This window comes from Rhizobium sp. CC1099 (assembly GCF_029714385.1).
Taxonomy (GTDB): domain Bacteria; phylum Pseudomonadota; class Alphaproteobacteria; order Rhizobiales; family Rhizobiaceae; genus Rhizobium.
The window spans coordinates 2,220,373-2,233,951 of the sequence record NZ_CP121641.1 but is presented as its reverse complement, the minus strand read 5'-3'; the positions used below and the strand labels follow the sequence as shown (position 1 = coordinate 2,233,951).

The window sequence follows — 13,579 nt, the reverse complement described above, 5'->3', positions numbered from 1 at the left end:
CAAATGGAGGCCTGTGGCTTTGCCGACTGCCAATGGCGAGGGGTCCGCGTGTTTTCCGATCATCTTGATGAGCAGACCTTTGACGGCGCGCTCGCAGCCGAGCTCATCGCGCTTGAGCGCGTGCTTCGCTTCGTGACCCATACCGTGCGATGGCTCGGCTATTTCATGCGACTGGGCGGAAAGCCTGACGAGATCAGGCAAATCCCTTGCTTTTCGAACGGAACCAAATCGATTGCCGTAGAGAAAGCCGGTTTCGGCGTTGCCCGAAAGCCGGCTTTCGCCTACATAGCGGCCACGGTTTTCAAGTTTCCGCCCGGAGCAGCGCATAATGGCACGTCAGTTCATCTATCATATGGCCGGCCTCAACAAGGCCTATGGCAACAAGAAGGTGCTGGAGAACATCCACCTTTCCTTCTACCCCGACGCCAAGATCGGTATCCTCGGCCCGAACGGCGCCGGTAAGTCCACCGTCCTGCGCATCATGGCCGGCCTCGACAAGGAATATACCGGCGAAGCCTGGCTCGCCGAGGGCGCAACGCTCGGCTTCCTGGCGCAGGAGCCGCAGCTCGATGCGTCGAAGACGGTGCTCGAAAACGTCATGGAAGGTGTGGCCTCCAAGAAGGCGATCCTCGACCGCTACAACGAGCTGATGATGAACTATTCCGACGAGACGGCGGAAGAGGGTGCGAAGCTCCAGGACATCATCGACAGCCAGAACCTCTGGGACCTGGAAAACCAGGTCGAGATGGCGATGGACGCGCTGCGCTGCCCGCCGGGCGATGCTTCGGTCGACAACCTTTCGGGCGGCGAAAAGCGCCGCGTGGCGCTCTGCCGCCTGCTGCTTGCCCAGCCGGACCTGCTGCTTCTCGATGAACCGACGAACCACCTCGACGCCGAGACGATCGCCTGGCTCGAAAAGCACCTGCGCGAATATCCGGGTTCCGTGCTAATGATCACCCACGACCGCTACTTCCTGGACAATGTCACCGGCTGGATCCTCGAGCTCGACCGCGGCCGCGGCATTCCCTATGAGGGCAATTATTCGGCTTATCTGCAAGCGAAAGCGAAGCGCATGCAGCAGGAGGGCCGCGAAGAAGCCTCCCGCCAGAAGGCTCTGTCTCGTGAGCAGGAATGGATTGCCTCCAGCCCGAAAGCGCGTCAGGCAAAGTCGAAGGCGCGTATCCGCGCTTATGACGAACTGGTGGCGGCAGCTGCCGACCGCCGTCCCGGCGATTCCCAGATCGTCATCCCGGTCGGTGAGCGTCTCGGCCAGGTCGTCATCGAGGCCGAGAACCTCACCAAGGGATATGACGATACCGTCCTGATCGAGAACCTGAGCTTCAAGCTGCCGCCGGGCGGCATCGTCGGCGTCATCGGCCCGAACGGTGCCGGCAAGACGACGCTCTTTCGCATGATCACCGGCCAGGAAAAGCCCGACAGCGGCGAAATCCGCATCGGCGATACCGTCGATCTCGGCTATGTCGACCAGAGCCGTGATGCGCTCAACGGCAACAAGACCGTTTGGGAAGAGATCTCCGCCGGCAACGACATCATCAAGCTCGGCAAGCACGAAGTGAATTCGCGCGCCTATTGCGGCGCCTTCAACTTCAAGGGCGGCGACCAGCAGCAGAAGGTCGGCACGCTTTCCGGCGGCCAGCGCAACCGCGTCCATCTTGCCAAGATGCTAAAGGCCGGCGGCAACGTCATCCTCCTCGACGAACCGACCAACGATCTCGATACGGAAACGCTGGCCGCGCTCGAGGACGCGCTCGAAAACTTCGCTGGCTGCGCCGTTATCATCAGCCACGACCGCATGTTCCTCGACCGGCTTGCAACGCATATCCTCGCCTTCGAAGGCGACAGCCATGTCGAATGGTTCGAAGGCAACTTCGAAGATTACGAGCAGGACAAGATGCGCCGCCTCGGCGTGGATTCGGTCAATCCGAAGCGGGTGACCTACAAGCGCCTGACGCGCTGATCGTCAGCGCTGTCTCTTGGATCAGAAGCCCCGGCAAGCGCCGGGGTTTTTGTATTTTTGCCGGTCGCTTTCAGAGCAGTGAATTTCGTGAACAGAGCGGATTCCTGCTTGCCAGGCCTTCTCAAATCACATAAAGATATCTTTATATGTTGATTGGGTCGGGATATGGCTGAAGCTGTGAGGCTTGGATTGGATGCGCTGGTGGACGTCTTGAAGGCGGCCGGTGAGCCGACGCGCCTGCGGCTTCTCGCGCTTCTTGCCGCTGGCGACCTGACGGTGACCGATCTTACGGAAATTCTCGGACAGTCTCAGCCTCGCATTTCGCGGCACCTGAAGCTGCTCGGTGAGGCCGACCTCATCGATCGCTATCAGGAGGGTGCCTGGGCCTATTTCCGGCTGAGGCAGGACGGCAAGGCGGCGGCGCTGGTGCGCGTGCTGCTAACACACGCGTCCCAGAACGACCCGGTGATCCTGCGCGATGGCGAGCGGCTTTTAGCCGTGAAGCGTCAGCGGGCAGAGCGGGCGCAGGCCTATTTCAGCCGCAACGCCGCCGAATGGGACGAGCTTCGGCGCCTCCATGCCGCCGACGAAGAGGTGGATGCCGCGGTCATCAAGCTGCTCGGTAACCAGCCGGTCTATTCGCTGCTCGATCTCGGCACGGGGACCGGCCGCATGCTGGAGCTGCTTTCCGGGCTCTATCGCCGGGCGATCGGCGTCGATGCCAGCCGTGACATGCTGAGCGTCGCCCGCGCCAATCTCGACAGGGCGGGCATCACCAAGGCTTCGGTGCGGCATGCCGACATCCTGAACCTGCCGTTCGAGGGACAGGATTTCGATCTCGTCACCATTCATCAGGTTTTGCACTTCTTCGATCAGCCGGAAATCGCGATCGCCGAGGCGGCGCGGATGCTGGCACCTGGTGGGCGTCTCATGGTCATCGACCTTGCGCCGCATGGGCTCGAATATCTTCGCGACGAGCACGCGCATGTCCGCCTTGGTTTCTCGCATCAGTCGCTGACCGACTGGCTGCGCAAGACGGGGCTCGATGTGGAGCAGACCGTCGATCTTCATCCGGGTCAGCCGGGCGAGAAGGGGCTTACGGTCACGATCTGGCTTGCGCGCGATCCGAGGCGCCTCATTGCATCCGAAGGCGCCGAAACAGTATTGGCCGGGGAGGTATGATATGGCATTGAACACCGGAGACCGCCGCAATATCGGCATTTCCTTCGAATTTTTCCCGCCGAAGTCGGAGGAGATGGAAGGTCAGCTCTGGAAGACCGTGGCCGAGCTGCAGAGCTGGGATCCGGATTTTGTCTCGGTGACCTATGGCGCTGGCGGTACCACGAAGGCACCGACGCTGACGGCCGTGACGCGGTTCCTCAACGAAACGCCGCTTGCGACTGCGTCGCATCTCACCTGCGTGGGCGCCACGAAGGAAGAAACGCACCAAGTGATCGACCATTTCCGCAAGGCTGGCGTGAAGCACTTCGTGGCGTTGCGCGGCGATGCGCCGGGCGGGGCGGGGGTGCCTTACCAGCCTCATCCGAGCGGCTACGCCAATGCGGCCGAACTCGTGGCCGGCCTTCGCGAGATCGGCGATTTCGAGATTTCGGTGTCCGCCTATCCGGAGAAACATCCGGAGAGCCGGGACGTGGCGGCCGATATCGACATGCTGAAGCGAAAGGCCGACAACGGCGCGGACCGCGCGTTGACGCAATTCTTCTTCGACAACGACAATTTCGAGCGCTACCTGGAGAAGGTGCGGGCCGCAGGCGTCAAAATCCCGATCGTTCCCGGCATCATGCCGATCCAGAACCTGACGCAGCTGAAGCGATTTGCCAGCGCATGCGGCACGGTGATCCCGGCCTTTCTCGACGAGCGCTTTGCCGGTCTCGACGACAAGGTGGAGGAGCGGGCGAAGGTTGCCGTCGATGTCGCCGTCGAGCAGATCGAGGATCTTGTCCGCCGCGGGCTGGACGAGTTTCATCTCTATACGATGAACCGCTCGCCGTTGGTTTCAGCCGTGCTCACCAATCTCGGCCTCAGGCGCGAGGGCGCAAAGAGGGCAGCGGGCGCCGCTGCCTGAGAGCGGCGGCAATCGGCATCGAATAAAAAAGCGCATGTCTGGCGGTGACATGCGCTTTTTAATTGGCTGAACTGTTAGCTTGTCAGGAGCTAGGTATTCCAGTCATAGGGTTCGCCGACCGCTCAAATGAAGAGCATGGACAAGACGAACGCGAACGCTGCACTGACCAACAGGACATTCAAGGATCGTGTGATACCCATGTCTGCCTCCTCGCGTTAACCAGCATATAATATGTCTGAATTGTGTCGCGTGGAAAGCGGATTCTATGCTGCAGCGCAGCGGTGGACTGCGGATGAGCCACGTTCTGATCGGCTAAGCAATTGGAATTAATTGCCAAATCACGATGGAATTTTATTCACACATTTTAACCGTGCGTTAAATTGGGCGATTGGCCCGTTAACGGCGATGGCTACATAAAGCCATGACCGGAAGCTGCTGATATGATGCGGGAAATCGAAATCGCGCCCCGGCATTTTCCGGGACGCGATCGAATGGGCCGGCCTTCACGAAAATGGATTGATCACAGCGCGCTCAGCAGGCCGGGCGTCGCCCAGCCATCGGCGGGCATTCCGAGACGCTGCTGCTCCTTCTGGATCGCGACACGGGTGCCGGAACCCAGGATGCCGTCGATCTGACCGACATCGTGGCCCTTCGACTGCAGTTTGGTCTGCAACTGCTTCATCTGGTCATTCGCAAGGCCCTGTTCCGGCGTCCCCTTGAGATAGGGCTGCGCACCGCCAAAGCGGGTGGCGAAATAGGCGGCCGAGGTCGTGTAGATGAACGACTTGTTCCACTCGAGATAGATCTTGAAGTTCGGGTAGGCGATGAAGGCCGGTCCGTGACGGCCCTGCGGGAGAACGAGGTCACCCTCCAGATTGCCGAAGCTGGTGTTGCCGTCACGCGGTTGGACACCGAGTGCAAACCATTCGCCCGCCGTCATGGTGCCCCCGAGGCCCGATTTTTCCCAGGGAAGGTTGTCGGGCAGGGTGACTTCCTGCAGCCAGGGCTGGCCGCGCTTGAAGCCGAGATGCTGGATGAACTTCGCAGCCGTCAGGATGGCGTCCGGGCCGCTCTCCTTCAGCCGCACATGGCCATCGCCGTCGCCGTCCATGCCGTAGGCGACGATGTCGCGCGGAAGCATCTGCACCTGGCCGATTTCGCCCGCCCATGCGCCGGTATTGGTCGCCGGGTCAAGGTCGCCGTGCTGAACCATTTCGATGAGCGCGATCAATTGCGGGCGGAAGAGTTCGGGACGGCGGCAGTCATGCGCCAGCGTGACGAGCGCGTTGCGCGTATTGAAATCGCCCTGAACCGCGCCGAAGTCCGTTTCCATTGCCCAGAAGGCGGTGATGACGCCCGGGGCGACACCATAGTCCTGCTCGGCCCTGGCGAAGACGTCTGCGAACTGTTTCAGCTTCTGGCGGCCGATATCGAGACGGGCCTGGCTGACGGTACGCTGCGAAAACTCGAGGAAGGTCTGCTTGAAGACGCCCTGCGCGCGGTCGCGGCTCAGAACCTTGGGATCGATCTGCGCGCCGGCGAGCGCCTTGTCGGCAGCTTCGGCGGAGGCGCCGGCGGCGATTGCATCGGCCTTCACGCCAGCCAGAAATTCGGCAAGATCGCCGGCGCAAGCCACGGGAGGAGCCTGAGGCGTTGCCGCCGGTGGCGGGGAGGCCGCCGGAGCCATTGCCTGCTGCTGAGCCAATGCCGTGGTTGCCGCGGTGATTGCAAACAAAAGAGCAAGTGCAGAGCGGCTTCTAAGCGAGCGGTGCATGAGTTCGTCCTTATATCCGAAATATGTCCGTTGCTTTCACAGATGAATGTGACGGAAGCAAGAAAGATCGGCGGACGTTACTAAGAATTTCTGTCCTTAGAAACGGAAGCCACCCAGTTGGCCCAGTTCTTTGAGGAGCCCGCAAACACATTGATGTCTGCGGGGCCCTTGATGCCGGGGATCACACCGGTCGACGTGTACTGCCAGAAGGCCCAGCGGCGGTCGGCATAGGTGACTTCCGGGTGCGCGGCCACCGAGCGGACCCAGAAGTGATAGTCCTGGAAATAACCCTGCAGATTGTCGCGGTGGAAATCGACCGATGTATAGATGATCGGCCGCTTGCCGTAATAGGCTTCGAGGCGGTCCATGAAGCGCTGCATCTGAGCGCGGACGGTCGCCGGGTCCGGCCGGAAGCGGCAGGTCTTCGATTCGCCGTTCCATTCGACGTCCAGGACCGGGGGCAGGCGCATCGATTCCTGCGGGACGTTCTGGATGAACCAGTCGGCCTGCTCATCGGCCGAAGAGCAGAAATAATAGAAATGATACGGCGCATGGGGGATGCCGACGGCGCGGGCGCGCTGCCAGTATTCATTGAAGCGCGGGTCGAACCGATCCTTGCCCTCGGTCGCCTTGATGAAGGCAAAGGCGACGCCCGAGGTTTTCACCGTCTGCCAATCGATATCGCCCTGCCACTTGGAGATGTCGATGCCGTGAACCTCGTTCCGATGCGGATGCTTCGCCCCGAAATCCTGCGGGTCGGTATCCTTGAAGCGGGTCTTCGGTTTTATGGATGCGGTCTCAAGATAATCATATCCCGATGAAGTACAGCCGGCCAACATGATAGCCAATGGCAATACACAAATCAAAATCCGGCGCATAAATGTCCCGTCGTGGACCGAATGATCGACTTGCCCCACAGCTTGACCTTCGAAAGACGAGTTTCAGTAGAGGAATCCCCCCTCTTTCAACATATCAACGTAAAAAATCGGTTAGTTTCAAGTGAATTGTGAAGGCCGGGCGATGATTGCTGCCCGCCAGGCATAGCCGCGGCCGATCGTCTCGAACGACAATGTCGCGTTGTTTTCATGGGCTTGCGCTTCCAGCACCTCGCGCAGATCGGCGCGAGGCGTGACGTGAAATTTTGCAAGCCATGACTTCAGCACCGCCCTGAACCAGGCCGGCAGGCCCTCCTGCTGGCCGAAATCAACGATGTGCAGCTGCCCGCCGGGGTTCAATGCGGCGATTGCGGCATCGACGGCGCGTTCCCAATCGGGAATCATCGAGAGCGCATAGGAAATGAGAACCCGGTCGAAGCCGCCGACACCGAAGTCCCGTGGGGTAAAGGCGGTCGCGTCGGCAACGCGAAAATCGGCAACCGCGGCCTTCGTGGCGAATGTCTTACGCGCCGAAATCAGCATTTCCTGCGAAATGTCGAGGCCATAGAGCCTCGCGCCGGAAAACAGCCGGTGTGCGAGCACCAGGTTGCGGCCGGTGCCGCAGCCGACTTCGAGCAGCGTGCCGCCTTCCGGGACGTCCAGATTGCGGATCGTACGGTCGCGGCCGAGCAGGTAGTATTTGCGCGTCAGATCGTAGATATGGCGCTGGTAGCGATACATGCCGTCCATAAGATTGGCATGCTTTTCGTTTTTCTCGTCCACGATGGTGCGGATTTCGGTCACGCCTTTTTTCCGTAAATGTGGAAGCCGCCATAGATGGCCGAACGGTCGAGTGCGGTCATATCTCGGGACTTCTCCTCGAAATATTCCCATTGTTCGCGGATCGCCGGGGAAAGACGGCCCTCGATGACGCTTTTTTCGGCCGCCGTGCGGAAGATGACGCGGGCGCCGGGGCGGGCGGTGCGGGTAATCTCCGCCCAGAGCTCGTTCAGCTGCTGGTCCGTCATCCAGTCCTGCGCGTCGAGCAGGATATAACGGTCGCGAGAGGCGGCGGGTTCCTTGGCGAGAAGCTCGGTGAAGCTTGCGTGATGGACGTTGACGCGATCGACATTGGCGCGGATCACCTCGTAGTGCTCCCGCTTCAGATAGGTCGGCAGCGGGCCTTCGTCATCGGAGGCATACCGGCGACCAAATGCCTGCCAGGCGAAATAGTTTTCGCTCATCGGAAAATGGCAGGCGAGCTTTTCGAGGCGATGCTTCAGCACCGGTGCGATCGACTGATCGGCGGCGAGGCTGGCAAGTTCGTCATATTGCTGCGGCGGAATGCCAAGACCGAAAAGCGAGCTCTTGCGCCCTGTAATCCAGCGCACCACCGGCTTTTCGAAGAGGGGCGCAACCTGCTCGTCGAAGAACTGGCGCTGTTCGCGGATAGAGCGGGTCTTTGTCATCTCTTTGAGATCGACGCCGTGCAGGCGGGCGAGCAGATGGGCCGCGCCGATGAAGCGGCCGAGCAGGCCGGTCTCATAGAAATTGCGGTTGAAGACGGTGACGCGGCGGCGGCCGAACTTGCGGCCGTTCCAATAGGCGCGTGTCGTCTCATCGAGCTTGGACGACAGGAAGTGGTCGAAGGCCTGGCTGTTCGAGCGCTCGTTGGGCATGGCGAGGAAGCGTACCAGGTCGGTATGGCCGGGAAGATGCTTGAAGGCAGCAAGCTTCAGGCGGTTGAGCGCGATATGGTGCGGGTTGAGGTCGACCACATCGATGGAGGCCGGCGCCTTGGAGAGATAGGCGAGCATGTTGCAGCCGCCCGAGCCGATCGTGACGATGCGGTGATGCGGCTGCAGTTCCATTGCCTGCATGTCGAGATCCGGATCCTCCCAGATCTGCGGATAGACGAGGCCGGAAAAGAGCAGGCCGAAAAGCCGTTCCGAAAAGCCGTCCTTGGAAAATGCCTTGTGGCGGAGAAGAGCGTCCTTGAGTTTCCGGTTCTTGCGGAAGCCGGTATCCGGTGCAAATTCCGTCATATGAGTCTGTCACCCTTTTTGCGTTCAGGGCGTGTAGCGCGTCCCTGCTACAGTTTGATGACGCAGACTGTGGGTATCGATTTCCACAGGAATTGCCTGGCAGGAAACGGCACTCGCCTTCTTGTGCTCTTTTTTGTGAAGAGATTTCCTGCTTTTCTCCATTCGTGGAGGCTATGACATGCGATTTGTTCTGCGTATCGTGAAGGCACTCGCCACTGCTTCCGTTGTCATCGTCATCGGAGGCGGGACCTGGCTATACGTCAATCCGCCGGAGCTGTTGCGCGTGGGTGACGGATATGCGGCGAAGATCGTCTGCTCGAATGTCTTTTTGGCAGGACGCGACCCGCAAGCGGTGCTCTACGGCGACGTACAGGCGCCGGGCAATCCGCTGCTGCGATTGGTGAGGGTTTCGGTCGATCGGGATCAGGGGCATGTGACGGCGCGCATCCTGGGGCTCTTCGCACCCGGATATGCGCTCTATCGGGGGGCGTTCGGCTGCACGAGCGTGCCTGACGGCAATTTCAAGGCTGCTGCCGAGGCGGCACCTTCGGATACGCCGCCGCAGATGGTTCCGGAGAACGCGGCACTATGGCCGGAAGGCGAGAGCGTTGCTGAAGCTAACGACGGAGCGCTTGCGTCGCTGCTGGCAAACGACGTGCTGGCCGGTCCGCAAATGCGCGCGATGGTCGTCGTTCACAACGACCGGATCGTGGCGGAGCGCTACGGCGAAGGCTTTAATGCGAGAACGCCCCTGCTTGGCTGGTCGATGACCAAGACAGTCAATGCGGCGCTCGTCGGGCGCGCCATGCTCGATGGAAAGTTGGATTTCAACGCGACCAACCTTTTGCCGCAGTGGAAGGATGACGAACGGTCGCAGATCAGGCTCCGGGATCTGCTGGGCATGGAAAGCGGCCTGGCTTTCAACGAGGAGTACGGCGATGTCACGGATGTGACGCGCATGCTCTATCTCGACCCCGATATGGTTTCGTTGCCCGCCGATGCGCCGTTCGAAGCAAAGCCCGGCGAACGCTTCCGTTATTCGAGCGGCACGGCGGTCCTATTGTCGCGAATCTGGATGGATGGGGTAGGCGACCAGAAAGGGGCCTTCTCTTATCCGAGGGAGGCACTTTTCAAGCCGCTCGGCATGTCGAGCGCGGTGCTGGAGGTCGATGCCCGTGGCACCTTTGCAGGCAGTTCCTATCTCTACGCGACGGCGCGCGATTGGGCGCGTTTCGGGCAATTCCTGCTTCAGGACGGCGTCTGGAACGGTCAGCGGCTGTTGCCGGAGGGGTTTGCCAGGGCTATGCGAACGCCGACGCAATCGTCGGGCGGTAAATATACGCAAGGTCAGGCATGGCTCGTAGCACCCGGCGGAGATACGAGCGCCGAAGCGGGGCTGCCGGAAGATACCTTCTGGCTGGAAGGACATGACGGGCAAAGCATGGCGATCGTGCCGTCCGCCGATCTGGTCTTCGTCCGCATGGGCTTGACGCCAGGCCGCCTCGGCTACAAGCCGCAGCTTATGCTGAAAGAGCTGCTGGCCGCGCTGCCTGCCAGTTGAGCGTACGTGAAGGCGAAAGCTTAGTAGTTGCCCTGGGCAATACTCGTCATGCCTTTGCGCTTGGCATCGTAATAATAGCCGCGCGCATAAAGCCTCACGGCATCTTCTTCCTTGTTGTCGGAAACGAGCCATGCGCCGCGCAGATATTTCGCGGCATATTTGATGTTGGTTTCGGCGTCGAGAAGGCCGGTGGGCGCGCCGTCATAGCCCATCGATTTGGCCGTATTGTATTTGATCTGCATCAAGCCGAAATAACCGCGCTTGTTGTAAGCCTTTGGATTGTAACGGCTTTCGCGGTGCACGACGCGGTGGATCAATGTTTCGGGGACTTCGTAAAGTTTCGAATATTTGCTGATCAGCTTGCTGATAAAGCTCTTTTCCGCGGTCGGCGCCGTATCAATGTCGCTGTCGCTGAACATCGGCGGCGCGGCCGGCGGGTCCATTGGACCGGACTCGTCGAAGGTGAAATCCGACATCGAACGCCGCGTGGGGCCGACGGAGGCGATGGCAGCCAGGGCGCCGCTCTGCGGCGCTGTCGCTGCGAAGGCAAGCTGGTTCGATGGCGATGCCGGAGTGCCTGGACGGGGGGTCGGCACGACCGATTGGATCGCGGTCATTTCCGGCGTCAGTGGAATCTGTGTGCCACTCGCGGTCATCGCTTGCTGCATGGCAGGATCGGCGGACGTTGCCGTCGCCGGCATTGCCGTTGCGGCGGCGGTCAAAGCGGGTGTCGCCTGCGGGTTGGAAGCTGCGAATGCGGTTTCGGGATGGCTGGTGCCGTCGGCGGCCGGTACGGCGGCCATCATCATCGCATCTTCGCCAGGCTTCGGGGTTGGAACGACGCTCTGCACAGCGGTCAATTCCGCCTGGGACGTGTACTCGACCGTCGAGCATCCGGCTATACCGCAGAGCATTGTCGTCACGACAAGGCCGCGTTTCAGGCCGGAAAATCCGTTCGCTACCATTCTGTCACTTTCGTGAATCGCGCCGCCCTGGCAGCATTTAAAATTTATCGAGACCCTGAACCCTGATTTGCCATTAACCTATTCGCTGTTGCGCCGCAACCCGGCGAAAATCGTCAGGCGGCGATCCGGCGATAACCGGCCGTCACGGCGCCTGCAGCGATCAATAACGTCCCGCCGGTGCGATTGACGGCGCGCTGTACGCTGGCCTTGCGGATGAGGCCGCGTGCGGCATTCGCTAGAAGTGCGTAAGTCGAAGCATTGATCGCGGCGAGAACGAGGAAGGTCAGCTCCATGATGACCATCTGTTCGAAGAAGGGCTTTGCGGGGTTGAGGAATTGCGGAACGAAGGCGACGAAAAAGACGATGCTCTTCGGATTGAGCGCCGTCACGATATAGGCGTGCAGGAAGATCTTCAGCGACTTCTCTTCCGGCAGGTTGTCGTTGTCGGCCACCGGTTCGGTGATGAGCGGCGCGCGCCAAAGCTTGATGCCTAGCCAGATGAGGTAGGCGCCGCCAATCCACTTCAGCACCGTGAAGAGCATTGCCGATGCCGCCAGAACCGCACCGAGGCCGAAGAGGGAAGCCGTCATCGCCGTGAAATCGCCGAGCGCCACGCCGCTCACCGTCGCCAGCGCCGTCCTTCGTCCATGGCCAAGCGCATAGGACACGACGAGCAGGATGGTCGGCCCCGGAATGGCAAGCATGATGGCGGATGCGGCGGCGAAAGCGAGCCAGGCTTCAAGCGACATGGAATCTCCTCCTAATCCCTAGGAAACAAGCAAAGACACCATATTAGCCCTGCGTCAATCATGCTTCCTGGTATTTTTGTCCGATCGTATCCATCACTTCGGCGAACCATCTGGTCGAAAGATCGAAGGCCTTGCCGCCCTTGATGCGGGGGAACTCGATGGTGCGCAATTTGCCGTCCTGTCCTTCGTCATGGCCAGTGACGCCGGAGACCTTGTTGAGGGCGCTTTCGACAGCCAGGTCAACCATGCTGTGGATGAGGCGGAGGTCGTCGGCATTGGCGGGCGCGGAGCGGGCGAAATAGCCGGATTTCTGGACCAGCGAACGCTCGGCATTGACGAGGTTGGCGAACTGTTTCTGGAACCAGCCGCCGACATTGATCGTGTCGATCTTAACATGGCCGAAGGCATCGCGCTTGATGGTCTCGCCGGCGGCCTCGCGCTCCGCGACGATGGCATCGAGGCAGGCGCCTTCAGAGACGAAGACGGTTGCATGGCCGGTCTTGTCCATGATCTCCTTGAGGCGTTCGGCTTCGGCCTGCAGATCAAAAGCCGTTTCCGGCAGATAGACGGCATTGATGCTTTTCAGGCCCGCATTCATCATCATCCCGTCGACATATTCGTAGTTCTTCGTACGGCTGAGATAGGCCCGGGCGGTCGCCGCCGTCAGCCAGCCGCAGTGGCGGCCCATGACCTCGTGGATGACGAGCGTGCGCGGCGCCGCACTCTGCTCGTTGCTCACATTGTCGAAGAAATGCGCACCGACTTCAGCCGCCGTCCAGGCGCCCAGAGACTGGCGGATCGGCACGACGTCGTTGTCGACCGTCTTCGGCAGGCCGACGACGGTAAGGTCGTAATTATTGGCAGCGAGATAGGCTGCGAGATCGGCAGCAGTCGTGTTGGTATCGTCGCCGCCGATGGTGTGAAGGATGGTGACGCCGTCATCGGCAAGGCGTTCGGCGGCGACGCGAAGCGGGTTCTCACCTTCCTTGACTAAGCCGCGCTTGACGCAATCGGCGGCATTGGTGAGCTTGACGCGGCTGTTGCCGATCGGCGAGCCGCCGAAGCGGTGGAGAAGCGGCGCCTTTTGGCGCATATCCTTGCTGATCTGGATTCTGTCGCCAAGCAGCACGCCCTGATACCCGGATTTATAGGCAATGAGCTCGGCATCCGGCGCGACGTCGCTGTAGCGCTCGATGAGGCCGCCGACGGCAGAGGAAAGACAGGGAGCCAGGCCTCCGGCGGTCAGCATTGCTACTTTCTGTTTGGCCATTTTCCCTCCTTGAGTGCTTTGTGCGGGTAGTCGCATGCAGCTTACCTAACGCATGGATGCGGCAGGGAAAGAGGCCTGTAAAGCAAAGAATTTACGAAAAATGCGCGGCTCCGGCGGGCAAGGCAAGAAAGGTGGCAAGAAGGACGCATCTAATCGTTTCAAGCCCCGATTTGCTTTCTGAGACGCGCTGTGGAAAATCTCGAGCAGGCAATGAAGCCTGTCCGAAAGGCGCATAAAGGTGCGCATGCGAATGCTGTATCTCGCCTGATAAGAGGC

11 protein-coding genes are annotated in these 13,579 nt (G+C 60.5%); 4 read left to right on the top strand and 7 right to left on the bottom strand.

The window, feature by feature from the left end:
- The first annotated feature begins 328 nt into the window (after nt 1-328).
- The 3 genes from ettA to metF all read left to right on the top strand — a co-directional run bounded on the left by ettA (nt 329) and on the right by metF (nt 4,064).
- The gene (gene ettA, locus QA644_RS11505) at nt 329-1,978 is read left to right on the top strand and encodes an energy-dependent translational throttle protein EttA (protein ID WP_283068513.1); all 1,650 of its coding nucleotides are present in this window, start codon (nt 329-331) and stop codon (nt 1,976-1,978) included.
- A gap of 165 nt (nt 1,979-2,143) precedes the next feature.
- Nucleotides 2,144-3,160, top strand: a complete 1,017-nt coding sequence (locus tag QA644_RS11500; protein ID WP_283068512.1) for a metalloregulator ArsR/SmtB family transcription factor — start codon at nt 2,144-2,146, stop codon at nt 3,158-3,160.
- 1 nt (nt 3,161) lies between these two features.
- A complete protein-coding gene (gene metF / locus QA644_RS11495) occupies nt 3,162-4,064 on the top strand; it encodes a methylenetetrahydrofolate reductase [NAD(P)H] (RefSeq protein WP_283068510.1) in 903 nt (300 codons plus the stop codon).
- A 520-nt stretch (nt 4,065-4,584) separates the two neighbouring features.
- On the opposite strand, the gene QA644_RS11490 is transcribed toward metF, so the two are convergent.
- The 4 genes from QA644_RS11490 to QA644_RS11475 form a co-directional block, all read right to left on the bottom strand.
- Nucleotides 4,585-5,838, bottom strand: a complete 1,254-nt coding sequence (locus QA644_RS11490) for a lytic murein transglycosylase (protein WP_074068943.1) — start codon at nt 5,836-5,838, stop codon at nt 4,585-4,587.
- Nucleotides 5,839-5,918: 80 nt separating this feature from the next.
- Complete coding sequence (locus QA644_RS11485) at nt 5,919-6,716, bottom strand: GH25 family lysozyme (RefSeq protein WP_283068507.1); 798 nt, start codon at nt 6,714-6,716, stop codon at nt 5,919-5,921.
- A 117-nt stretch (nt 6,717-6,833) separates the two neighbouring features.
- Nucleotides 6,834-7,517 (bottom strand): class I SAM-dependent methyltransferase, encoded by a 684-nt coding sequence (locus tag QA644_RS11480; RefSeq protein ID WP_239598166.1) that lies wholly within the window; start codon nt 7,515-7,517, stop codon nt 6,834-6,836.
- Nucleotides 7,514-8,758: a DUF3419 family protein gene (locus tag QA644_RS11475; RefSeq protein WP_194730045.1), complete on the bottom strand. Its 1,245-nt coding sequence runs from the start codon at nt 8,756-8,758 to the stop codon at nt 7,514-7,516. The genes QA644_RS11480 and QA644_RS11475 overlap by 4 nt, the downstream gene beginning before the upstream one ends.
- 178 nt (nt 8,759-8,936) lie before the next feature.
- On the opposite strand from QA644_RS11475, the gene QA644_RS11470 reads away from it, so the two are divergent.
- A complete protein-coding gene (locus QA644_RS11470; protein ID WP_194730044.1) occupies nt 8,937-10,319 on the top strand; it encodes a serine hydrolase in 1,383 nt (460 codons plus the stop codon).
- Nucleotides 10,320-10,339: 20 nt separating this feature from the next.
- Here QA644_RS11470 and QA644_RS11465 read toward each other — a convergent pair whose 3' ends face one another.
- From QA644_RS11465 to QA644_RS11455, 3 genes are all read right to left on the bottom strand, one after another.
- On the bottom strand, nt 10,340-11,284 hold the full coding sequence (locus QA644_RS11465; protein WP_194730043.1) for a lytic transglycosylase domain-containing protein: 945 nt from the start codon (nt 11,282-11,284) through the stop codon (nt 10,340-10,342).
- A gap of 113 nt (nt 11,285-11,397) precedes the next feature.
- Nucleotides 11,398-12,033 (bottom strand): LysE family translocator, encoded by a 636-nt coding sequence (locus QA644_RS11460; protein ID WP_039845362.1) that lies wholly within the window; start codon nt 12,031-12,033, stop codon nt 11,398-11,400.
- Between the two features lie 58 nt (nt 12,034-12,091).
- Nucleotides 12,092-13,303, bottom strand: coding sequence for a pyrophosphate--fructose-6-phosphate 1-phosphotransferase (locus QA644_RS11455; RefSeq protein WP_283068503.1), 1,212 nt, complete (start codon nt 13,301-13,303; stop codon nt 12,092-12,094).
- Between the last annotated feature and the right edge of the window lie 276 nt (nt 13,304-13,579).